General features: G+C 32.1%; 21 protein-coding genes and 1 riboswitch. Of the genes, 6 read left to right on the top strand and 15 right to left on the bottom strand.

What is annotated here, in order from left to right:
- Window positions 1-72: 72 nt before the first annotated feature.
- A complete protein-coding gene (locus CN601_RS19280; RefSeq protein WP_098172011.1) occupies window positions 73-1284 on the top strand; it encodes an MFS transporter in 1212 nt (403 codons plus the stop codon).
- Window positions 1285-1392: 108 nt separating this feature from the next.
- On the opposite strand, the gene CN601_RS19275 is transcribed toward CN601_RS19280, so the two are convergent.
- Window positions 1393-2334, bottom strand: coding sequence for a ketopantoate reductase family protein (locus CN601_RS19275; RefSeq protein ID WP_098172010.1), 942 nt, complete (start codon window positions 2332-2334; stop codon window positions 1393-1395).
- 826 nt (window positions 2335-3160) lie between these two features.
- On the opposite strand from CN601_RS19275, the gene CN601_RS19270 reads away from it, so the two are divergent.
- Window positions 3161-3718: a TetR/AcrR family transcriptional regulator gene (locus CN601_RS19270; protein WP_098117413.1), complete on the top strand. Its 558-nt coding sequence runs from the start codon at window positions 3161-3163 to the stop codon at window positions 3716-3718.
- A gap of 213 nt (window positions 3719-3931) precedes the next feature.
- On the opposite strand, the gene CN601_RS19265 is transcribed toward CN601_RS19270, so the two are convergent.
- The 10 genes from CN601_RS19265 to CN601_RS19220 form a co-directional block, all read right to left on the bottom strand.
- Entirely contained in the window at window positions 3932-5140 is a 1209-nt protein-coding gene (locus CN601_RS19265; protein WP_098172009.1) for an FAD-dependent monooxygenase, read from the bottom strand.
- A 118-nt stretch (window positions 5141-5258) separates the two neighbouring features.
- The gene (locus tag CN601_RS19260; protein WP_098172008.1) at window positions 5259-6335 is read right to left on the bottom strand and encodes a helix-turn-helix domain-containing protein; all 1077 of its coding nucleotides are present in this window, start codon (window positions 6333-6335) and stop codon (window positions 5259-5261) included.
- Between the two features lie 294 nt (window positions 6336-6629).
- Window positions 6630-6899 carry a hypothetical protein gene (locus CN601_RS19255; protein WP_098172007.1) on the bottom strand — a complete coding sequence of 90 codons (270 nt, stop codon included), beginning with the start codon at window positions 6897-6899 and terminating at the stop codon, window positions 6630-6632.
- A 75-nt stretch (window positions 6900-6974) separates the two neighbouring features.
- Window positions 6975-7424 (bottom strand): NUDIX hydrolase, encoded by a 450-nt coding sequence (locus tag CN601_RS19250; protein ID WP_098172006.1) that lies wholly within the window; start codon window positions 7422-7424, stop codon window positions 6975-6977.
- A 131-nt stretch (window positions 7425-7555) separates the two neighbouring features.
- Window positions 7556-8638 carry a histidinol-phosphate transaminase gene (gene hisC / locus CN601_RS19245; RefSeq protein ID WP_098172005.1) on the bottom strand — a complete coding sequence of 361 codons (1083 nt, stop codon included), beginning with the start codon at window positions 8636-8638 and terminating at the stop codon, window positions 7556-7558.
- A 186-nt stretch (window positions 8639-8824) separates the two neighbouring features.
- Complete coding sequence (locus CN601_RS19240; protein WP_098172004.1) at window positions 8825-9976, bottom strand: homogentisate 1,2-dioxygenase; 1152 nt, start codon at window positions 9974-9976, stop codon at window positions 8825-8827.
- 10 nt (window positions 9977-9986) lie between these two features.
- Complete coding sequence (locus CN601_RS19235) at window positions 9987-10883, bottom strand: fumarylacetoacetate hydrolase family protein (RefSeq protein WP_098117420.1); 897 nt, start codon at window positions 10881-10883, stop codon at window positions 9987-9989.
- Between the two features lie 4 nt (window positions 10884-10887).
- Entirely contained in the window at window positions 10888-11499 is a 612-nt protein-coding gene (locus CN601_RS19230) for a flavin reductase family protein (RefSeq protein ID WP_098117421.1), read from the bottom strand.
- A 12-nt stretch (window positions 11500-11511) separates the two neighbouring features.
- Window positions 11512-12627, bottom strand: coding sequence for a 4-hydroxyphenylpyruvate dioxygenase (gene hppD, locus CN601_RS19225; protein WP_098172003.1), 1116 nt, complete (start codon window positions 12625-12627; stop codon window positions 11512-11514).
- 329 nt (window positions 12628-12956) lie between these two features.
- The gene (locus CN601_RS19220; protein WP_098172002.1) at window positions 12957-13277 is read right to left on the bottom strand and encodes a winged helix-turn-helix transcriptional regulator; all 321 of its coding nucleotides are present in this window, start codon (window positions 13275-13277) and stop codon (window positions 12957-12959) included.
- Between the two features lie 336 nt (window positions 13278-13613).
- On the opposite strand from CN601_RS19220, the gene CN601_RS19215 reads away from it, so the two are divergent.
- The 3 genes from CN601_RS19215 (at window position 13614) to CN601_RS19205 (ending at window position 15717) form a co-directional block, all read left to right on the top strand.
- Window positions 13614-14150 (top strand): flavodoxin family protein, encoded by a 537-nt coding sequence (locus tag CN601_RS19215; RefSeq protein WP_098172001.1) that lies wholly within the window; start codon window positions 13614-13616, stop codon window positions 14148-14150.
- A 23-nt stretch (window positions 14151-14173) separates the two neighbouring features.
- Window positions 14174-15331 carry an iron-containing alcohol dehydrogenase gene (locus tag CN601_RS19210; protein ID WP_098172000.1) on the top strand — a complete coding sequence of 386 codons (1158 nt, stop codon included), beginning with the start codon at window positions 14174-14176 and terminating at the stop codon, window positions 15329-15331.
- 158 nt (window positions 15332-15489) lie between these two features.
- Complete coding sequence (locus CN601_RS19205) at window positions 15490-15717, top strand: hypothetical protein (protein WP_098171999.1); 228 nt, start codon at window positions 15490-15492, stop codon at window positions 15715-15717.
- 117 nt (window positions 15718-15834) lie between these two features.
- Here the strand turns inward: CN601_RS19205 and CN601_RS19200 are convergent, their stop codons facing one another.
- On the bottom strand, window positions 15835-16788 hold the full coding sequence (locus CN601_RS19200; protein WP_098171998.1) for a carbohydrate kinase family protein: 954 nt from the start codon (window positions 16786-16788) through the stop codon (window positions 15835-15837).
- A 168-nt stretch (window positions 16789-16956) separates the two neighbouring features.
- A riboswitch (PreQ1 riboswitch) is annotated at window positions 16957-17001 on the top strand.
- Window positions 17002-17006: 5 nt separating this feature from the next.
- Here CN601_RS19200 and CN601_RS19195 point away from each other — a divergent pair.
- On the top strand, window positions 17007-17492 hold the full coding sequence (locus CN601_RS19195) for a QueT transporter family protein (RefSeq protein WP_098171997.1): 486 nt from the start codon (window positions 17007-17009) through the stop codon (window positions 17490-17492).
- 52 nt (window positions 17493-17544) lie between these two features.
- Here CN601_RS19195 and CN601_RS19190 read toward each other — a convergent pair whose 3' ends face one another.
- The 3 genes from CN601_RS19190 to mutS form a co-directional block, all read right to left on the bottom strand.
- A complete protein-coding gene (locus CN601_RS19190) occupies window positions 17545-17922 on the bottom strand; it encodes a VOC family protein (RefSeq protein ID WP_098171996.1) in 378 nt (125 codons plus the stop codon).
- Between the two features lie 224 nt (window positions 17923-18146).
- Complete coding sequence (mutL, locus tag CN601_RS19185; RefSeq protein WP_098171995.1) at window positions 18147-20084, bottom strand: DNA mismatch repair endonuclease MutL; 1938 nt, start codon at window positions 20082-20084, stop codon at window positions 18147-18149.
- Window positions 20085-20193: 109 nt separating this feature from the next.
- Window positions 20194-22836, bottom strand: a complete 2643-nt coding sequence (gene mutS, locus CN601_RS19180; RefSeq protein WP_098171994.1) for a DNA mismatch repair protein MutS — start codon at window positions 22834-22836, stop codon at window positions 20194-20196.
- Window positions 22837-23175 lie beyond the last annotated feature (339 nt).

Here is a 23175-nt window from a genome sequence, read left to right as displayed (position 1 = left end):
CCCACCAAATTAGATACATATCAAATTAGATAGAAATAAAATCATTAACAATAACAAAGGGGATCTTTAAAAATGGAGACTTCATTTATTAAACAAGAAAAACAATATTTTAAATTATTTTTAGCAGGAATTGTGAATGGGATTGGTGACCGTTTTAGTTCTGTTGCTGTGTTGGCAATGCTCTTACAAATATCAGGTTCAGGACTTGCTGTAGGTATGACATTAGCAATTCGTTTGATACCTTTTTTATTGTTTGGTCCAATCGGAGGAAGACTCGCTGATCAATTTTCTAGAAAAACAATTTTAATAACTACTGACCTGATAAGAATCTTGTTTGCACTCTCCTTCTTATTAGTTCACGGTAAAAATGATATTTGGATTGTTTATTTTAGTTCATTTGTACTTGCAGCTGGAGAAGCAATCTATGCTCCGACTAGAAAATCTGCTATTCCTCAACTAGTTAACAATGAAAATCTTGTAAAAGTGAATAGCTTAGAGCAGGTTATGATTGGAATTGTCTTAGTAATTGGTGCACTTTCAGGAGGATTAGTCTCTTCTATTTTTGGTCCGAGCGTGACATTTTGGTTTAATGCAGCATCATTTTTAGGGGCCGCTGTTATCAATTCTACAATTAAATTTCCTGATCAAAATGTGATTAAAAAATTTGAGTCTCATATAAAAGAAAATGTCTTCTCTGCTTTTAAAAAGATTATTTTCATTTCTATGCCGGTTCAAATATTAATGCTATGTGAGATTTTAATTGCATCTATTAATGGAGTTGATAATGTATTAATTAGCGTTTATGCAATTTCAGAGTATCGACTAGGAGATTTTGGAGTTGGTCTCTTTTATAGTGCTTTAGGCATTGGGCTAATATTAAGTTTTTCGGTTGCAAACCGTCTACGAAATCATTTACTTATTTCAGGTTTCGCGTGTCTATTGCTTGAAGGAATTTTTCAGCTGTTATTAAGTCGAACACATTTCGTGGTTTTTGCTCTTCTCATGTTTTGCGGCGCTGCATTTATGTCAGGTATTTGTAATGTTTGTTTTGATACGCTTCTCATGAATGAAATAGAACTCCAACATCAGGGTACAATATTTGGTCTATTAGCAACCATCACAAGCACTGTTTTAGGTATCTCTATGTTCATTTCTGGTTTAGCCCTCCAATATCTTTCTCCTCGATCGTTAGGATTGATTGGTGGAATCGCGTATATACTTATTGCTATTTCCCTTATAACTACAATTACAGTGAAAGAATATCGGAAAAAGGGTACTATTTAATTTATTTCATTGTTCACTATTTTTATTAAAATTGACAAAAAAAAACGGTCATTTAGAATAAACAAACCACCCATTTAAACGGGTGGTTTGCACTTTTGAAAGCAGTGGCTATATTGCCTCATCCCTATACTTTTCTAGTGATCGCTTTTTAAGATCTTCCCAAACAGGAGTTGAAATATTCGCTTCTTTTTGTAACTCATCAAATGTTCTATATACGGCTTCAATCTCACTAAAAGATCCCTCAATTAATTTATTCACTGAAAGTTTATGAAAAATTTTCATGCCGTAGTATCCAATTTTCCGATAATTTCGCACGACTTTCACTTGAAATGCAGGGTCAATTTTGTAACCTAATTTTTCTAAAATCATAAAACCCTCATCCATTGCAGAAATCATCTGCGTTAATGCTATCTTATTTTTTGAAATTTTTTTAAAGTCAAAGTTATTCAAGTAGTGAATTGAGTTCATCGCGACAATTGCAATGACATGACTTTTAAGCCAGCCATCAATGTTATCATTATAAATTAGTTTATACTTCGATTGCTTAAAAGCATTTTCCAAAGTAGATTTAAATGATATGTCACCATCAAGGCTTCCAATCACCATTTGTCCTCCTCCGCGAACCGAAATAATGCGACCACTTTCTTCCCGTTTCCCTCCACTCAGTTGGAACCCAAACACAATATTCTTTTTAACTTCGCTATTTTCCACTAAGAAGTTTTGCATATTAGCTGAATCAGCATTATTTCCGACAATTATAATATTATTACTATTATTTTGAGCTAGTATCGGTAAAACTGATGTGAATTGATTATATTTCATAACAACAAATATAAGGTCATAATAATCATCTTGTTCAAGTCTATTAATAACATTAACTGAGTCAACGGTATTTTTTCGTTGGAAATGATGACGAATAACAATTCCATCTTTTTTCAGTTGCTCATACCTTCTACCCCTAGCTAAAACAGTAACCTCATTCCCTGCGCGAACTAATGCGTGTGCAAGATAACTTCCCAAAACGCCAGCGCCATATATTAATATTTTCATCATCATACTCCTATTCTATCGAATCTATCGTTACTATTTTTTGAATTGTTAATGGACATTCGTTCGTTATTCAACATTTGTCTATTATCTATAAAGTTTAACAACTGTCTATAGCCGTATCAATGGATAATAAATTCGGTTTTGTTTAATAATGAACAAATTAAAATGATTTGTTTAACAAATGTTTAATAAAAAACATTTCATGCTGTTGAAAAAAGAACTTGTCAATTAAGGGGTAATATTTTTCAAAGTAAAGGAAGCTGTATGATATTGATTTCCACTACAGGATTCTCGCTTTCCATGGGGCGAGACCTGAGCCTCCTCGGCGTGCGCCTGCGGGGTCTCAGCCTTCCCGCATTTCCCATAGGAGTCGAGAACCCCTCCGTTGCAATCAACTTCTTTTAATAAAAAAAGCACACAATAAAGAACTTAATTGATGTCCTTTTCTAAGAGAAAAATAGAAAGTAATTACTCAATATCTTTGCAAATCTCAATAGATCTACTTATAAACTAATAATTTGAATCTGTTCTTCAAACGTTTAGCATCTCAATATTTTTATATTCTGAAAAAAATAAAAGCAATTACTAAAATTTGTTGGTACTTCATAAATAAACGATTACTAAAAACCTTTAATATAACATCATCAAAAGATTACCACTTAAATTCAAACATTACGCGTAGTGTGCGTTTAAATATTGACTATTTTATATTTCAACATTCTGAAAAGTTTAATAAAAAACATTTGTTTATTTTTAGACTTTTGTTCATTATAATTAATCGACTAAACCTATTTCTAAATGAAACGATATTTGAGGGAGATTTTTTATGGATAAAAGAATTAGAAAATCTAAAAAAGCGATAGAAGATGCACTAATTAGTTTAATGGCAGAGGAGGATTTTGAGAGTATTACAATAAACTCAATTGCTGAAAAAGCAGACGTTAATAGAGGGACCATTTATTTACATTACAAAGATAAATACGATTTATTAGAGCAATGTATTGAGAGAGAAATAAATGAATTATTAATTTCTTGTTTACCAGAAGGTTCCGGCGTTTATCCATCTAAAAACCCTTTACTAAGGACATTTAAATACTTAGAAAAAAATTCTTTCTTTTACCACACATTGTTAACAAATAATGGAGTTCCGACTTTTAGAAATAAATTATTAAATGTGATGAAAGATGGAATGAGAGAACAATTAAATTTAAATGAATTGAATCAAAATATGAACAAAGAATTTTTAATTCAGTTTTGGTCATCTGCAGCAATTGGCGTCATAGAGTGGTGGATCATTCAGTCAATGCCATTTAGCGCAGAAGAAATCACTGAACAGTTATGGATTTTACTCGAACGAAATCAAATTTTACCAACTATTGAATAATGGTACTGTTTACGTACTGATGTCTGAATAAAATTCTTAGGCATCAGTATTTTTTAATCGTTGGCTCTTTTAAATTTAACTGTTTTTTTTCGAACAAAAAAGAATGTCAAATTTGACATCCCTTAGTAACTCTTAAACTAGTAAGTTGCACAAGAAAATCAACAATCTGCTTTAACAGAGCTAATAAATAAGAAAGTATATATTTAATAATCATCAATCTTCAGATTCATAATCTTTCAGTTCAATCTCATTGGCAGCTTTAGTAATCATTTTCGTAATCATCTTAAACATTATGTTCATAACTATGGGAAACCTTAACATTAAATTACGTAACAATATTTTGAAGTTTGACTTTTCAATCATACCTCCAGCAGTTAAAAGTCCTATTTTTTGATTTTTCTCAACAAAATTTCTCATTTCATTTTCATAGGAGATAAAAGCCTTGTTGTAATCACCATGAGCTGCTTTAAGTTCCCCTGCTAATACATAAGCCCCGACTAGAGCTAGGCTGGTGCCTTGACCCGAAAGAGGAGACGGACAATATGCCGCATCACCTATTAATGTAATTCGACCTTTTGACCAAGTTGGCATATGAATCTGACAAATTTCATCAAAATAAAATTCTGTAGATTCCTTCAATTTTTCAAGTAATCTCGAAGTTTCCCAACCACTAAGTTCTTCAAAATCTTTATTAATTAGCTCCTTTTGTTCCTCCTGATTATTGCGGTCGAACTTAAGCGATTCTGATTTGAACAAAAACATAGCCTTTGCTTGAGCATGATCGTTTGAGCTATACATACCAACAGTTTTACCTGGTACCGTAAATAACATCTGGCTATGGTCGAGATTAAGGTAATTCTCAAGGTTAAAAATCGAGATATAACAGCCAAGTGTACGTTTAAACTGTTCTTCGACGCCCAATGTCAAGGTACGAACATTTGAATGTATCCCATCCGCTCCAATGATCAAATCGAATGTCCTTGGCTGACTATAAGTAAATTGGGCTTCTACCCCTGTTTCTGTCTCATGTATTGATGTAATAGAATCGCCCCAAATATATTCAACATTATCTTTCGTTAACTCGTACAAAATGCTACTAAGGTCCTCTCTCATAATCTCGATGTCCATCCCTTGCTGATTACCTAAACTCGCTTCGCTTAATTTACCTAGGATTTTACCCTCATCGTTCACGAAATAAACACCCTTCATACGAGTATCAGCTGTACGAACTTGATCAAGAATACCCATCCGCTTTAGTACCGAAATCGCAGCTCCACGTATATCAACACCATAACCACCTGATCGTAATGCTGGCGCACGTTCAATGACAGTTACATCAAAACCAAAACGGTGAAGCCAGTGAGCGAGTGCCGGTCCAGCAATACTCGCACCAGAAATTAGGACGCTTAACTTTTGCTTCATAATTTATTTTCTCTCCTATACTAATTTAAGTTAACAAACATAAAAGAAGTATATTCGAGGCTTTTTTACTTATGTGTCGTATTAAAAATTCGCTTATGGAGAAGTTAAGTAAAATTCTTCACTTTGTTTTATCAATCAGCTCCAAATATTGTGTATCCCCATATCCTATTGTTGGGAAAACCTCGAATAATCGTTTAAGTAATTCGGATGTAGGTAAATGTTTATTTTTTGAAATATATGTTGTGACGGCATTATTTTCTGTCTGCATTTCTAAAAATAAATCGATTGCCTGGTACATTACTGGAATTAGTTTAGTAGTTGGCTTCAAATGTTTGATCAACACTTCTTCATAAACAGAATAATAGCTACCTAAAGTAAGCTCCGTTTGGCTGACTTTAAATTCATCCTCTCTAAAGCTATTAAAAAATACTTTACCTTTATAATTAGATTGTTCAAGATACGCAAGGATCGTTAGCAGATTCATTTGACAAAACATATCTTCTCCAAACCATAAAACAATATAGTTATAGTTTTTCCTAACCAGATTATTTAAGGGCTTTATTACCATGTTGCTGTAACTTTCAACAGACACATTATGTCCTGATGCTCTTGTTTGAATAAATACCTCATCGAAAATGAATTCCGTAGTTGCATTTACACACATTGCCTCATTGAAGGGAACATAATCAGAATCTCCCATAAGTTTTTTATTACTAAACTCATCATACATTAATTGACCGTTTAAAATATTTAGTACATCTCGGTCAAATAATTCCATATTATTATTTTTTAATTGTTCAACCTCAGTTTCTCTAGATTTATTCATTCTGCTACCATCCTCACTCTGGTGAATAGTAAGCTTTGCAAATGATTGAACTGGCATTTGATTGAGTTGAAATTCTCTAGGACTAACACCAAAAACTGTTTTAAAAGCCCTACTGTAGGCTTCTTGCGAGGAATAATTATATTCAAAGGCAATATCAATTATCTTCCTATTATTTGCTAAATCCTTCGTAGATAAATAGACTCTTCTAAAAAGAATGTATCGTCTAATACTTATACCTGTTACCTGATGAAACTTAAAAGAACAATAATAAGGGGAATATCCCATATAATTAGCTAAGTCTTCTAATGAAAATTTATTTTTTATATTTTCCTCAATCCAATCAATCATCGGCTGTATATATTCATTCATTTGCATCACTCCTAAATAGAATTATAGATTACCTCAATTTTATTCTTTTGATAATTGTTGTGCTATAACATAATACTGTCCATAAATAATTTCCATTTAGGCATAAATAAGACCTTCTCATATAGAAAAAAGCCTTATTGCACAATAAAATCAACAATCTACTTTAACAGAGCCTATAAAAGTACCAGGCAACAAAAAAAACGACTAAAAAGCCGTTTTTAGCAGACACTTACCCCTTATAAATGATTATCATATAACATTTCATAGTTAAGAGATTATATCAAGTTATTCTTATCAAGATAATAAACTACTAAGATTTAATACAATCATGACTAAAGTCGAACTTCCTATTATTAGCGAACAATAAAAACTAGTTTTAGCTCTCTTTTTAGATTCTTGAACATCACTTTTTCGAAAAAAGACATAGTTTTTCAATTGCTGGAATGTTAATACTCCAAAAATAATAGGATTTGCCCATTCTTTGTATTCGGTAAACATTAAATACAATCCTAACATGAGAAGGATTATTGAAAAAACGATTTCATATTTAGTCGGTTTTCTCATCGTTTAACTCCTAAAATATGGTGATTTGCTGCATATCAAAATAGTATTTTTAGAGGAATTTCCACTGATCGTCTCTTACATTCTTTCCTTAAATGACATTATTATAGGAAGTTCAGGTGGACTAATATCAGATGGAAGATTATTAAAATCAAAAAAGCGTAAATCTTTTACTTCGCTTTCTTGTTTCTCTAATACACCAGTGTACTCGGTACATATATAAGTCGTAATTACATTGTATACTTCATCTCCATGAGGATACTTATAGTAGAATTCTTTTCCAGAAAAGATGTTAAAAAACTCAAGGTTTAATGCTGTTAAACCAGTTTCTTCTTTCAATTCTCTTTTAGCAACTTCTTCTAAATTTTCTCCTAACTCTAACGTACCACCAGGTAATCCCCAAGTATGATTGTCTTGTCTTAATTGCAATAGTACTCTTTTTTGTGAATCTAATAGTATAACGTTTGCGCCAGCCATTATGAGAGGACGACTTCCTACAATTTTTCTTAAGTCCATAATGTATCCCATTCATATTCTCCTTAAAAACGATGATCTTATATGATTCTATTAATTTGATTTAATAATTTTTGATTCTACTAAACTTACTAAAAGTTGAAACAAAAAATCGTCACTTTTTCAAATGACGATTTTTTAATGAATTAGATTGTAGAAATATTTTTCGTTAATGTTGGCTTCAAATGTAATATTAGTCCTTCATTTTCAGCAGCTGTTCCGATTGTAATTCGGATTCCATTAGGGAAAGCACGGATAATATAACCTTTTGATTCAAGATCTTTAAAGATTTCTTGGCTATTTTCAGTTGGTACGAATATAAAGTTAGCTTGAGATGGATAGAATTCTACGCCATAACTATTGAAAAATTCTTCATATTGTTCCATACCTTTTTTATTTTGTTCAACACAGTTTTTAATAAATACTTGGTCATCAAGTGCTGCTAATGCTGCAACTTGAGATAGCATTGAAGTGTTGAAAGGAAGTCTTGCGATATTTAATTCTTCAATTAATTTACTATTTGCGATACCATAACCGATTCTAAACGATGCTAGACCATATGCTTTTGAGAATGTTCTTAATACAATAAGATTATCAAATTTATTTAATAAAGAAATTGTATCAGGGAAATCTGATGCTGATACGTATTCAACGTAAGCTTCATCAACAACTACAAAAGTATTGCTTGGTACTTTTTCTAAAAATTCTGCTAGTTTACGGCTACCAATATATGTACCTGTTGGGTTATTTGGATTACAAATCCAAACAATTTTAGTATTCGTATCTACTTCTGCAAGCATTGCATCTAAATCGTGTACACCATTCACTAAAGGAACAGCTCTAACTTCAGCTCCTTCAATAACTGCATGGTGAGCATATTGTGAGAATGTTTGAGAAGCTTGTACAATATTATGTTCATTCGTTAATAAAGATCGACTAATGATTTGAATTACTTCGTCAGCACCACTTCCGAATATTAATTGATTTGGTTGTATATTTAAGAAATTTGCTAATTTCTTACTGATTTCTTCTGTTGCACCATCTGGATAGATTGCAAACTTACTAACTACATTACGTAGCTCTTCAAAAACTTTAGGGGAACATCCGAATGGATTTTCATTTGATGCAAGTTTTACTACTTTGTCTAGACCATATTCTCTCATGACTACTTCACTTGGTTTTCCTGGTGTGTATGCTTGAAGTGTCAAAATTTGCGGTTTCACGTACATGCTAATTTCTCCCTTTATTCAAATTTTTGTATAATGTTGTCAGTTTATCATATATTTAAGCTATTAATCTAGTGTTATGATTTAAGAATATTTCAAATTATCTATTTCCGATGAAGCTTAAACTTCACTCGAGACAGTAAACATTATAGCTTTCAAAATTCAAATAAAAAGTAGAATCAAAAGACTCTACTTTTCAATCCAGCTACCCATATAAGCCGGATCTTCATATTGATGTGCTTCTTTTACAACGTATAACGGTCTAAATGTATCAATCATAACTGCTAGTTCTAATGTTTCTTTTTTACCAATACTACCTTCTACTTTACCTGGATGTGGTCCATGTGGAATACCTGATGGGTGTAAAGTAATTGATTCTTGTTCAATTCCTTTTCTACTCATAAAGTTACCTTCAACATAGTAAAGTACTTCATCACTGTTTACATTACTGTGAACATATGGTGCAGGAATTGCTTCTGGGTGATAATCATACATTCTAGGAACAAATGAGCAAACTACAAAATTATGTCCTTCGAATGTTTGATGTACTGGTGGCGGCTGATGAATTCTACCCGTAATCGGTTCGAAATCTTCAATATTAAATGCCCATGGATATAAATACCCATCCCATCCTACTACATCAAAAGGATGATGTGTTAAAACATGTTTGTAAAGATTGCCTCTTGCTCTAGTTAGAACAGTAAACTCACCTTTTTCATCAAATGTTTCTAATGTTTCTGGCCCTCTAAAATCACGTTCACAAAATGGGCTATGCTCAAGCATTTGACCATATTCATTTCGATAACGCTTTGGAGTTGTTAATTGGCTATTTGACTCTACAATTAATAGCTTTGTATCATCATTAGGAACTACTTTGTAGATCGTCCCAATAGGGATCATGATATAGTCCCCTTTACGATATGTGATTGTTCCAAACATTGTTTGAACTTCACCAGAGCCGTAATGGACGAAAAACATTTCATCGCCTTCACCATTTCGATAAAAATGACGACTTTCTTCAGTTACATTAGCAACTGAGATTAATAAGTCTGCGTTTCCTAGAACATAAACTCTACCTTCTAATGCATCACCTGTACGTTCTAAATTACTAGTTCGAATATGGCGATGCTGTAATGAAGACTGTTCTTCAAATTCAATTTGAATTGATTTATAAAAAGATGTTTCACTAACTGAAGTTGGCATATGGTTATGATATAAAATTGATTGGGTGCCTGAAAATCCTTTTGTACCCATCACTTGTTCTCTATATAATGTTCCATCTTCTTTTCGAAATTGAATATGCCTTTTCTTTGGAATCTTACCTAAACTACGATAATACACAAGCTCCCCCTCACTTTCTAACAGTATTTCGTAAAGTTCCTAATCCAGTAATACTTAACTCAACTTCGTCTCCATCTTCTAGCCAACGATGCTTCTCTTCACCAAGTTCAAGAATACATCCTGTTCCGACAGTTCCTGAGCCGATGACATCACCAGGGTATAGCTTTACATTTTTTGAAGCATGAGCAATTAATTCTGGGATTGAATAATAAATTGTTGAAAAATTACCACTAGAAATAACGTTTCCATTTACTGAAGCAGTCATCCTCAAATCATAGCTTTTATCCGTTCTATATTGTTCTAATTCATCTTTTGTTACAATCCAAGGTCCAATTGAAGTTGCAAAATCTTTACCTTTAGAAGGACCTAATCCTACCTTGACTTCATGTGCTTGAATATCTCTTGCACTCCAGTCATTTAATATTGTATAGCCAAGAATGTAATCATCAGCTTCCTCAACTGAGATATCTTTTCCTTCTTTGCCAATGATACAAGCAATTTCAAGTTCAAAATCCATCTTTTTGCTATTAGCTGGAATGCTAACAAGATCATCTGGTCCAACGACTGCACGGTGATTTGTAAAATAGAAAACTGGTACTTCATACCATTCAGGTATCATTTCTAATCCTCTTCTACCGCGAGCAGTTTTAACATGCTCTTCAAAGGCATAAAAATCTCGAATACTTTGTGGTCTTGGTAATGGTGCTCGCAATTGAACAGAAGAAAGTGGAATACCTTCTCCTGTTAATTCTGCAATTTCATTTTTATATAAATCGTAGTTTTCTAGTATCGATAATAAATCAACAGGTATTCTTCCATTACTAGCTTGATTTAAATCGATTACTTGATCTTCAACTAATAATCCTGCTCGCTCTTTACCATCATATTGAAAAGTAATAAATTTCATGCCTTCACCTTTTTCTTTCAATTGCAAAAGTATCGGAAATAGCACGAGTGTATGAATGTCCAGCAAGGCGTCCTACTGGATTTAGCTTTTCGGAATTGATTTTGCCATTTTCATATAATTCATCATTTATATGAACATTAACAACTTTACCAATTACTAAACTTCCTGCGCCTTTGTTCTCACCAAAATGTAATAGCTCATGAAGCTCACATTCTAGTCCTACTAAACTTTCTTTTACTCGAGGAACTTGTACAGTTGTCCCTTCAACTTTTGTAAGTCCAACTTGTTCAAATTCATCTACACCATATGGAAAATCTACAGCAGCATTATTAACCTGCTCACAAATTTCTTCGCTTACAATATTAATAATGAATTTTTTTGTTAGTTCAATATTTTTTAAAGTGTCTTTTTTCTCGCCGTCTGTACCTCTAATCATTGGTGCAAAGCACACTAACATCGGGTCAGCACAAATCGCTGTAAAGAAACTAAAAGGTGCAACATTCGCTACACCTTCTGAGTTTACAGTTGAAACAAATGCAATCGGACGAGGCAACACTGAACCAATTAACAGTTTATAAGCATCTTGCCATGGTAAAGTATCGGGTCTAATTTCCATTGTTACAACTCCTTATAGATTTCCTCGAAGTTCTTGCTCACGCTCGATTGACTCGAATAATGCTTTGAAGTTACCATCACCGAAACCTCTTGCACCTTTACGTTGAATGATTTCAATAAATAAAGTTGGACGGTCTACGATTGGACGAGTAAAGATTTGTAATAAATACCCTTCATCATCACGGTCAACTAAAATCTTTAATTCTCTTAATTTCTCCATATCTTCATCAATTGTTCCAACGCGCTCTGATAACATATCATAATACGTATCTGGTGTTTTTAAGAATTCTACACCTAACGCTTTAAGTTTAGTAACAGTATCAACAATATCCTCAGTTAATAAAGCAATATGTTGAACACCTGGTCCATTGTTAAAGTCTAAATACTCTTGAATTTGTGATTTCTTTTTACCTTCAGCTGGCTCATTGATTGGGAATTTAATTCTGCTACCATTTGTCATAACTTTTGACATTAATGCAGAATACTCAGTGCTAATATCGTCATCATCAAAGTGGATCATTGACTGGAAGCCCATTACTTTTTCATAATAAGAAACCCACTCATCCATACTTTCAACATTTCCAACAACATGGTCAAGTGCAATTAAACCAGTTTCATTTACTGGAATTGTGAAAGCACGATCTTTAAATCCTGGTAAGAAAGGACCATTGTAGTCGCCTTTTTCGATTAATGTATGAATTGTATCGCCATATGTTCCAATTACAGCTTTTTTAACTGTACCGTGTTCATCACTAATTTCAGTTGGAGGTAAAATTTTAATCGCTCCACGGCTTACTGCACCTTGGTATGCTATTTCAATATCATCAACTACTAAAGCGATATCTTTTACGCCATCGCCATGTTTTTTAATAAACTCAGCAATTTTAGTATCTTCTTTTAAAGATCCAGTAATTACTAAACGGATTGTTCCATTTTTTAACACGTAAGAAACTTTATCACGTACTTTTGTTTCTAAACCTGAGTAAGCTACTGGTGTAAATCCAAAAGTGTTTGCAAAGAAATACGCTGTTTGTTTCGCATTACCTACATATAATTCTAAATGATGTACATCTTGTACTGGAAAAACATCATAGCTAGTATTTGCTTGTTTTAATTCATCTTGTTTCATTTTAATTTCCCCCTATAAATTACGATATTTGTAAAGAAAAAAACTATGTAAGAGCGTTAAGTAAACGCTTACAAAACAAATAAACTACATAAAAAAAAATCTTAACAAGGATGACGATTCGCCAAGAAAATCATTTTAGTATATATGAGAAATACCTTAACGAACACACAATCTTTACTACTATATTAATGGATCGACTGTTTTATGAATCGATTTCACATTTATATAGTAGTCTATAATTAATTATTTCTACACTTCTTTTTAAATTCCTTCATTAAATTTATAATTAAATAAATTTTTTGTTGTTTCTAAATTTTTTAACTATAACTTTAATTCGGTTTGTTTTTCATTAGATGATTTCCGCCCCACGCACATAAAAGATCCAAAATCGGTTTCATTGATTTTCCGTATTCATTTAATTCATATTCTACTTTTGGTGGAATTTGATCATAAGCAATACGATTAATCAGTCCATCCGCCTCTAATTCTCTTAATTGCTGCGTTAACATTTTCTGCGTTATTTTGGGCATTAATTTTCTTAATTCATTCGTTCTTTTCTTCCCAGTTTCTAAGTGACAAAGTATGATACATTTCCACTTACCACCTATTACTTCTATTGCTGCTTCAATTGGCATATTATATTCTTTCATATATCCTCCATAATTTCTAATTACTATTTAATTATAATTTAAGTTATTTTATTCAACTTATTTAGTTCTAATGAAAACTCAAAAATCCCCAAACTAGTTAGAATTCACAACTTTAGTCCTATCACTTATTTTGGAGTCAATAATAAATTGTTCATAAAATATAGCATATAAATATTTTATAGTTCAAATTTTTATTAGTTTTAAAGAATTTAAACCTAGTACGATTTGCCCGATTGACATTTCAATTTATAGGCACTTTTTAGTGCGTACTTTATTTTAAGTTTGTTATCATTCATAATAACAATATTATTTTTGTATAAAAAGGAGTGTGTCAATATGTTTATCATTCATGGAAGTTCAAGAGAAAATGGAAATACAGAGCAACTTACAAATCTAATGACAAAAGAAATGAACAAGACAGAAGTACATTTACGTCATAAAAATATTATGGCAATTAACGACCAAAGACATGAGCCATCTGGATTCCAAACAATTGATGATGATTATGAGGAAATCATAAAAGAAATGCTAGAGCATGATACGATTATTTTTTCAACTCCATTATATTGGTATGGTATGAGCGGATACATGAAAAACTTCATCGATCGTTGGTCTCAAAGTCTTCGTAATAAAGATCTACATTTCAGTGAAAAAATTAAAAATAAAAAAATGTATGTTGTCATTGTTGGTGGAGATCAGCCGAAAATAAAGGCTTTACCATTGATTTTACAATTTAAACATATCTTTGAATTTGTTGGAGCAACTTTTGAAGGATATATTATTGGCGAAGGAAGTTCACCAGGAGCAATTTTAGAAGACCATTTAGCAATTCAACAAGCGGAATTATTAAATAGTACATTAAAAAATAAGTAATTAGCATTAGAAGGAGTAAGGCATTGATTCCATTTTTACAACATAACCCAACTAAATTATGGTTTGGGAAAAATCAAATTGAACAACTAGCAAATGAAGTACGAGATTTTAATCGTATACTTGTCGTTTATGGTGGCGGAAGTATTAAAAGTAATGGTGTATACGATGATGTAATAAACCAACTAAGTAGTAAAACAATTTTTGAACTTTCTGGTGTTGAACCTAATCCGAGACTTACAACAGTCGAAAAAGGTATTCAAATTTGTCGTGATGAAGAAATTGATTTTATTTTAGCTGTGGGTGGCGGAAGTGTAATTGATTGTGTTAAAGCGATTGCAATTGGTATTCCATATGAAGGGAATGTTTGGGATATCATTACAAGAAAGTCCCAACCAACTAGTGCAACTCCTTTTGGGACTGTTTTAACATTAGCTGCAACTGGTTCGGAAATGAACTGCACATCAGTAATTTCTAATATGGAAGTAAATGAAAAAAGAGGATGGAGTAATTCGTTAGTTTTTCCTAAATTTTCAATATTAGATCCTACTTATACATTCTCTGTTCCTTTGGATCAAACAATCTATGGCATTGTTGATATTATGTCGCATGCTTTAGAGCAATATTTCCACCGTGTCAGTAATACACCGATGATTGATCGTTTTATTGAAAGTTTATTAATCACAGTGATCGAAGCTGGCGGTAAGCTTGTAAATGATTTAGAAAACTATGATTTACGTGAAACGATTATGTATGCTGGTACAACAGCCTTCAATGATACTTTATTAAATGGTACAGATGGTGGCGACTGGGCTTCTCATCAAATTGAGCATGCAGTATCTGCCATTTACGATATTCCTCACGGCGGAGGATTAGCAATCATTTTCCCTAATTGGTTAAGTCACTGTCTAGACTACGATCCGAGCAGAATTAAAATGCTTGCTACAAATGTTCTTGGAATTTCTCAAGAAGGAAAGACAACAGAACAAATTGCAGAAGAAGGAATCCAAGCTCTAAGAAGTTTTTGGAATTCAATCGGTGCTCCAAGCCGTTTAGCAGATTATCAAATTGATGACTCACGTTTAGATGAACTAGTAGAAAAATCATTTGTAAAACCTGTAGTTGGCGGCTACAAAATTTTAGATAAGGAGAGTGCTAGAGATATTTTAGTACGATCTCTTTAATGTTGAAAAGAACCTTGCATTGAGCGAGGTTCTTTTTTGTATTTGGGTGTTAGTTGATCCAATTTGTTGAGAAACATTACTTTTTTGGTTCGATTTAATGACTTTTTTGACTGATTTCAGCTTGTTTAATAGTAATACGAGGTTTATTTGCAGTTATATTGTTTTTATTTGCAGTTTCACTATTTTTATTTGCAGTTTCTCCAATTTTAATTGCACTTTCACTACTTTTATTTGCACTTTCCCCAATTTTAATTGCACTTTCACTATTTTTATTTGCACTTTCCCCAATTTTAATTGCACTTTCACTAATTTTATTTGCAGATCCAAGTTTATTTGCAGCTTCACAGAACTTATTTGCACTCTATTTAATTTTATTTGCAGGCTAAATTGATCTCTATGCTCCACTGACCATATTTACACTTCTCTAATTTCATTTCCATCCTCACTTACTTTTTTTAGATCCACATTCATATAAAAAAAAGAACCCAACAAAAGGTTCTCATCTAAAATTGCATTTCTACCCAATTTATTTCATTAATATGATGTTCAACAACATTACAACACATATTTGGATTAATCGTATCTACATGTGAAATTGTAATAGTAGACATTGAAACAGAATATTTAACTGTATCAACAATGCTCATATTATTCATATAGCCATATCCAATACCTGCTACTAATGCATCACCCGCTCCTGTTACATTAACAACAGATACTCCATCTACTTGAACAATTCCTTCTTCTATTCCATTATTATAATAAATTCCTTCTGCATCTAAACTAATGAAAACATTTGTTACACCTAGTTCTCTAAAATATCTACCAGCTTTGCGTACATCTTCAACTGAAGTAATTTCAAATCCAGCCAATACTTCAGCTTCATGGCGATTTGGTTTAATTGTATGAAAATATTTAATATAATCTCTAATTTTTGAAGCTTTTGAGGCAGATACGGGATCTAAAATAAATTTTGTTTCATTATGAAAATTTGTTAATAAATAAGCTAAAGTACTTGGGTTATCTGCATCTACTACCATATATTCAGCATTTCGTATAACTTCTTCTTTAGTGTCGATAAACTCTTTTGTAAAATTGTTTGTTATATCTAAATCCACTACTGCAGAGACCATTTCTCCGCTTTCATTTAAAATAGCTAAATATGTTGGGGTAGATTCACCTTTAATAATTAATGTATCTTCCATATCAATGTTCATATTTTTTGCATGATTTAACATGTTCATACCATTTATGTCATCGCCAATTACTGATATAAATTTTGTATTTAAATTGACCTTTGCCATATTTTCTGCAATATTGCGGCAAACACCACCAAATGATACTTTTACACTACCCGGGTTTGAGTCATAGGGGCGATAGTTCTTTTTCGTAAAACCAATAATATCGCATATGGAAACACCAAATACTAATATATATGGGTTAGAAGGAATTGTCATGATGTCAGTCCTTTTCAGTTAAAGTTGAATTAAATATTTATACTCATTTCTAATTATATCAGTATAATAAATTTTATAAAGTATTTTTTTGAACTTCTTTCACAATTACTTTTTATTTATTATTGACTAAAAACAATTTTCGGTTTAATATTTATTCTTACGTGTAAAATTTACGTGGTTCGAAAACCTCCCACGGAAAAAAACTAAGGAGAAACAAAATGAAGATAAAGACAATTACCGTTAATGGAGTATTTGCTGCACTTTATATTGCAGTTACATACTTTATTCAGCCATTCGGGTTTACGAATATTCAATTTCGTGTATCTGAAATGTTCAATCATTTAGTCGTTTTTAATAAAAAGTACATTTATGGGGTAGTTTTAGGCGTTATTTTAGCAAATTTTTTCTTTTCCCCAATGCCCGTATATGATTTAACTTTTGGTGTTGCCCAATCGATTATTTCTTTATTAATTACGATTGCAACAGCAAAGTTTATTAAAGGTATTATTCCAAGAATGATTATTAATACGATTGTATTTACAGTGACTATGTTCATAATTGCATTCGAATTGAAGTTAGCACTTGGATTTCCGTTCCCAATGACTTATTTAACAACAGCAATTGGTGAATTTGTAGTGATGGTAATTGGTATACCAATTATGTACTATTTAAATAAACGAATTAAATTTGATCGTTTAATTTAAGAAAAAAAGAGTTGTTTCCTTTTTGGAATCAACTCTTTTTCTATATTATGTATTATTTGTCTTCTCTTAATAAATAATCATTACCATCTTGATCGTAGAAATTAAACATTGAACCGTATGGCATTTTCATAAGATCATCAACTTTTACTCCGTTTTGTTTCATTTTTTCATAAGCAGCATCAATATCCGTTGTACTAAAAAGAACAGATGGATGAGATATTTTATCTGGTTTAAATTGTTCCATCGAAGATTTAGAGTAAAGAACTAGTGTAGTAAATTCACTTTCACTTGGACCTACTTCAATCCATTTTGCATCTGGCCCCATGGGCATTTCTATTTTTAGAACAAATCCTATTTTATTAATCCAAAAATCTTTTGCTTGCTCTTGATCTTCTACATAAACAGTAACTTTACCGATTTTATTAATCATTATAACATATCCTCTACTGGATAATTTTACTACCTAATCAATTTTAGCAAACACAAATGTATAAAACAAACTGATTTCGCACTATTTAATTTGAATTGAATTAATCTTAATGAATATTAATTTGTGCTAATTAACGAATAAAAAGGATAGTTAGATTTTCTAACTATCCTTAAGTATTTCAAGGTATAAGTTATTTCATGTTTCACACTTCATTGACCTACAGCTTACATTACACGTTTAAACATTTTTTCAAGTTCATACGAACTAAAATGGATGACGATTGGACGACCATGTGGACATGTAAATGGATTGCTTGATTTTCTTAACGATTCTAATAAACTAAAAATTTCATCGTTTGTGATATAGTGATTTGCTTTTATTGAAGCTTTACAGCTCATCATGATGGCTTTTTCTTCACGTAGTTTTTTTATGTTAATTGTTCCGCGTTTTAATAATTCTTGAATCATTTCATCGATTAAAGTATCTTCTTGCCCTTCTGGAAACCAATTTGGATGCTCTCGAATGACATAACTATTAGATCCGAATTTCTCGATAAACAGTCCAACTTCCATTAGTTCATCATGGTATTGATCTAATAAAATAGCTTGCTCTGGTGAGACATCAAATGTAATTGGAATTAATAAAGTTTGTAGTTCTGATGCAACTTCACCTATTTTTTCTTTAAAATATTCATAATAAACACGTTCTTGGGCAGCATGCTGGTCGATTAAATATAAGCCTTTTTCATTTTGAGCGATTATATAAGTACCATGCATTTGTCCAATTGGATATAGAGGAGGTAATTGGTCAATATTTTGCTCATCATATACTTCTTCTTTAACGATTACGGTTTCTTCTATATTTGATTTATCTTCTTGATTCACTAAATTCGAATAATTTTCGTCTTTATTAACGATTTGTTTTTCAAAATAAAGACTCTCGTAATCGATCGGTGTTGATGAATCAATTTCTTCGGTTGAATCGAATTCAATTGAACTTTCTTCAATCGTTGATTCGTTAGTTTCATTGGATCGATCTGAATTAAAACGTTCCTGAAGAGAAAATGGTAATTTCTTTTCTACGTCTTCTTTTATCGAAGAATGTTCAAAAGAAAATGTAGATTGTTCACTATATAATTTTTCCTTTGTTGCTGTTGGCTTTATTTCTGGAATTAGAGAACGCCCTCTAAAAACTTTTTTAATACTTTCACTAATTAATGTAAATAGTTGATCTTCTTTACTGAAACGAACTTCTTGTTTTGTAGGATGTACGTTTACATCTACTAATTGTGGGTCCATTTTAATAAATAGCGCTACGATTGGAAAACGACCAATTGGAAGCAATGTATGGTATCCTTCGCTTATTGATTTATTTACACCGTAATGTTTTACATATCTTCCATTTACATAAAGTGAAATATAATTTCTAGTTGCTCTTGTATATTCGGGCATTGATAAATAGCCTTCAACCTGAAAGTCTAGTGACTCCCCTTTAAAATGAACCATATTTTTAGCAATCTGTAGGCCGTATAATGAAGCAAGAATTTGTCTTGCGTCACCATTTCCATTGCTTCGGAACATTAGTTTATCATTATGTTTCAAATCAAATGCGATCTGAGGATTTGCTAATGCTAATCGATAGACGACGTCCGTCACATTGCTTAACTCCGTTTGAACAGTTCTCATATATTTTAATCTAGCTGGTGTATTAAAAAATAAATTTGAAACTTCTATACTAGTCCCTTGTGATTTGGCAATTTCTTTTTGAGATTGCAAAACGCCACCCTTTAAGATTGTTTCAATTCCGGGTCCATCTATGGTTGATGTTTTCACGGTAACATAACTAACAGATGCGATACTCGGCAATGCTTCACCACGGAAGCCTAATGTACGGATTCGAAATAAGTCACTCTCATCTTTTATTTTACTAGTTGCATGACGCTCAAATGCAAGGATACTATCTTCCTTTGTCATCCCCTCACCATTATCGCTTACAAAAATTCGTGAGAGTCCACCGTCGTTAATTTCAACTGAAATACGTGTACTAGTAGCATCAATTGCATTCTCGAGCAATTCCTTTACAACTGATGCAGGACGTTCTACAACTTCCCCTGCCGCTATTTGATTGGCTAAGATTTCATCTAACTTCTGTATCTTTGACATTAGTGAACCTCCTCTCTAATTAAATAAACTATACAATAAAAGGTATAGTACATTAAGCTATTTTCATAATTTTAACTATTAATAAAAAGAAAGGCCAATTGGCCTTCTTTTATTTTTTCACTTGCTTTTGTAGTTCATATAATAAATTAAATGCTTCCATTGGATTTAACTCTAGAATATTTATTCCTTTTAATTGATCAATCACTGGATGGCTTTTAATTACTTCTTTAACTTTTGGTTTATTATCATCAAATAAGCTTAATTGAGATCCTATATCTTCTTTGTCGGATGTTTGAACAATATCTTTTTTAGTTCCTTGCTTTTTTATAATAACTTGTTCTGTATTTTCGATATCTTCTTTAACAAAAGAATGATTATTTGATTCTAAATCCTTTAATAATTCTTTTGCTCGAATGATTACATCTTGCGGAAGATTTGCTAATTCAGCTACATGTATACCATAGCTTTGGTCAGCAGCTCCCTCAAAGATTTTATGAAGGAATAATACCTTTCCATCTTGCTCTTTTGCTGCTACGTGAATGTTTTTCAAAAACTTAAGCTGATTAGCTAATACCGTCAATTCATGGTAGTGAGTAGAAAAAAGAGTTTTTGCTCCGATATGATCATGTATATATTCGATCATCGCTTGTGCTAAAGCCATTCCATCGTATGTCGATGTACCCCTACCAATTTCATCAAATAAGATTAAACTCTTTTCAGTTGCATTCGTAATCGCATAATTAGCTTCTAACATTTCGACCATAAATGTACTCTGACCGGAGATTAAATCATCCGCTGCTCCAATTCGAGTAAATATTTGATCAAAAACAGGTAATTTTGCATAATCAGCAGGAACGTAACATCCAATTTGAGCCAAGACACTTATTAAAGCTACTTGTTTCATATACGTACTTTTACCGGCCATATTCGGTCCAGTAATTAAAAATTGATGTGTATCAACCTCGAAATTTGTATCGTTAGGAATATATTCTGAACCATGTAATACTTTTTCAACTACCGGATGTCTTCCATTCTTCACGATATATTCTCGATCAGCCGTAAACGTTGGTCTTACATATCCATTTTTTTCACTTACTACAGAAAAACTTTGTAGTACATCAATTTGACTAATGACTTGTCCTAATGTTTGAAGTCTTGATAAATATTGTTTTACTTGTTCTCTAATTGAAAGAAACAACTCATATTCTAAACCAATCATTTTTTCTTCAGCTTCAAGAATCATTGTCTCTTTTTCTTTTAACTCTTCAGTTATAAATCGCTCTGCATTTGCTAAAGTTTGTTTACGCTCATATCGTCCTTCTGGAATTTGACTAATATTTGATCTAGTTACTTCAATATAGTAACCAAAAATACGATTATATCCAATTTTTAATGATTTAATCCCAGTAATTTCTCTTTCTCGTTGCTCAAGTTCCATTAACCAGTTTTTACCGTTCTTACTCACAAAACGATACTCATCTAATGTTTTATTAAAACCATCTTTTATGATGTTACCTTCTTTAATCGATAGTGGAGCCTCTTCAATAATTGCGTTTTCTAAAATAATTTGAAGGTCTTCACATGGGTCAATATTCGTAATTAGCTTGTCAATGCTTTCGTGATTTATTGATTTCAAGACATGAATAATTGAAGGGACTGTTTGAAGTGAACGTTTTAATTGCAATAAATCTCTAGCATTTACATTGCCAAATGAAACTTTACCAGCTAAGCGTTCTAAATCATATACATCTTTTAATAATTCCTTGAGATCTTCTCGAATAAAATAGTTTTCCATTAGCAATTCAACAATTGTTAAACGGTCATTGATTTGATTCGCATTTACTAACGGACGTTGAATCCATTTTTTTAGCAAACGTCCACCCATTGCTGTTTTCGTTTCATCTAATAACCAATTCAAAGAACCTTGTTTGTTTTTTGAACGCTGAGTTTCAACTAACTCAAGATTTCTCATTGAATACATGTCCATATTTAAAAAATCATGTTGATTAATCACAACGATTTCTTGAAGATGTGAAAGTGTTCGTTTTTGCGTTTTTGATAAATAATTTAATAGTCTAGCAGCTGTTGCTTTTAAACTTGTTTGATCAATCGAATTTACAACATCTGTAAATTCCTCTAGTAAACGATCATTTGATTCAAAAGAAACTGTAATTGAGAAGCTCTTTTCAAGAGTTTGAATCGCTTTAGATGAAAAATCATCATGTACGACAACTTCTTTCGTTCCAGTTGCTGCAATTTTTAAGATTGCTTCCTCTAATGACCCGCTAAGTAATAAGGCATTCCCTTCACCAGTCGTTAAATCAATCCAAACTAATGCATATGAAGTTTTAGAAACTTCCGTTAATGTTGAGATATAATGGTTCTGCTTCTCATCAATTGATCTACCTTCCATTTGCGTACCAGGAGTAATTAATTGAACTACCTCTCTTTTTACTACTCCTTTAGCGACCGTTGGATCCTCAACTTGTTCACATATTGCTACTTTGTAACCTTTTTCTACTAATTGTTCTATATATCCAGCAGCTGCATGAAAAGGAACACCACACATTGGAATTCGCTCTTCAGTACCACCTGCTCGCCCTGTTAGTGTTATTTCCAAAACTTGAGATGCTTTTATCGCATCCTCAAAAAACATTTCATAAAAATCGCCAAGTCTAAAAAATAAAAAAGCATCCTGGTAATTTTTCTTTATATTTAAATATTGCTCAATCATTGGCGTATATGTTGCCATTTTATCCTCTCCATCAAAAAACATTCTTTGCATATTATATCACATTTTGCCGAAGGCTTATGAATGTTCGAAAGTTAAGATAAAGAAACTCTTCGATTGGTTAAACTATAAAAATAGAGTAACAGTCACGTTTTGAATAACCTCAGATTTACTAATTAAGAAAAACCGGGCAAAAAACGCCCGATCCTTTATGAGTAACACTTTTTCTTCTTTTGGCTGTTTTACTTACTCATGAAGCTTCTATGAGTAACACTTTTTCTTCTTTTGGCTGTTTTACTTACTCATGAGCCTTTTATGAGTAACACTTTTTCTTCTTTTGGCTGTTTTACTTACTCATGA

It is taken from the genome of Bacillus sp. AFS017336 (assembly GCF_002555445.1).
In the GTDB taxonomy this organism is placed as follows: Bacteria; Bacillota; Bacilli; order Bacillales; family Bacillaceae_G; genus Gottfriedia.
This window is presented reverse-complemented; position numbering and strand designations above follow the sequence as displayed.

Excerpts from the sequence above, each read along its gene's own strand:
- CN601_RS19280 (WP_098172011.1), top strand. The coding sequence starts at position 73 with ATGGAGACTTCATTTATTAAACAAGAAAAACAATATTTTAAATTATTT.
- CN601_RS19275 (WP_098172010.1), bottom strand. The coding sequence starts at position 2,334 with ATGAAAATATTAATATATGGCGCTGGCGTTTTGGGAAGTTATCTTGCA.
- CN601_RS19270 (WP_098117413.1), top strand. The coding sequence starts at position 3,161 with ATGGATAAAAGAATTAGAAAATCTAAAAAAGCGATAGAAGATGCACTA.
- CN601_RS19265 (WP_098172009.1), bottom strand. The coding sequence starts at position 5,140 with ATGAAGCAAAAGTTAAGCGTCCTAATTTCTGGTGCGAGTATTGCTGGA.
- CN601_RS19260 (WP_098172008.1), bottom strand. The coding sequence starts at position 6,335 with ATGAATGAATATATACAGCCGATGATTGATTGGATTGAGGAAAATATA.
- CN601_RS19255 (WP_098172007.1), bottom strand. The coding sequence starts at position 6,899 with ATGAGAAAACCGACTAAATATGAAATCGTTTTTTCAATAATCCTTCTC.
- CN601_RS19250 (WP_098172006.1), bottom strand. The coding sequence starts at position 7,424 with ATGGGATACATTATGGACTTAAGAAAAATTGTAGGAAGTCGTCCTCTC.
- hisC (WP_098172005.1), bottom strand. The coding sequence starts at position 8,638 with ATGTACGTGAAACCGCAAATTTTGACACTTCAAGCATACACACCAGGA.
- CN601_RS19235 (WP_098117420.1), bottom strand. The coding sequence starts at position 10,883 with ATGAAATTTATTACTTTTCAATATGATGGTAAAGAGCGAGCAGGATTA.
- CN601_RS19230 (WP_098117421.1), bottom strand. The coding sequence starts at position 11,499 with ATGGAAATTAGACCCGATACTTTACCATGGCAAGATGCTTATAAACTG.
- hppD (WP_098172003.1), bottom strand. The coding sequence starts at position 12,627 with ATGAAACAAGATGAATTAAAACAAGCAAATACTAGCTATGATGTTTTT.
- CN601_RS19220 (WP_098172002.1), bottom strand. The coding sequence starts at position 13,277 with ATGAAAGAATATAATATGCCAATTGAAGCAGCAATAGAAGTAATAGGT.
- CN601_RS19215 (WP_098172001.1), top strand. The coding sequence starts at position 13,614 with ATGTTTATCATTCATGGAAGTTCAAGAGAAAATGGAAATACAGAGCAA.
- CN601_RS19200 (WP_098171998.1), bottom strand. The coding sequence starts at position 16,788 with ATGACAATTCCTTCTAACCCATATATATTAGTATTTGGTGTTTCCATA.
- CN601_RS19195 (WP_098171997.1), top strand. The coding sequence starts at position 17,007 with ATGAAGATAAAGACAATTACCGTTAATGGAGTATTTGCTGCACTTTAT.
- CN601_RS19190 (WP_098171996.1), bottom strand. The coding sequence starts at position 17,922 with ATGATTAATAAAATCGGTAAAGTTACTGTTTATGTAGAAGATCAAGAG.
- mutL (WP_098171995.1), bottom strand. The coding sequence starts at position 20,084 with ATGTCAAAGATACAGAAGTTAGATGAAATCTTAGCCAATCAAATAGCG.
- mutS (WP_098171994.1), bottom strand. The coding sequence starts at position 22,836 with ATGGCAACATATACGCCAATGATTGAGCAATATTTAAATATAAAGAAA.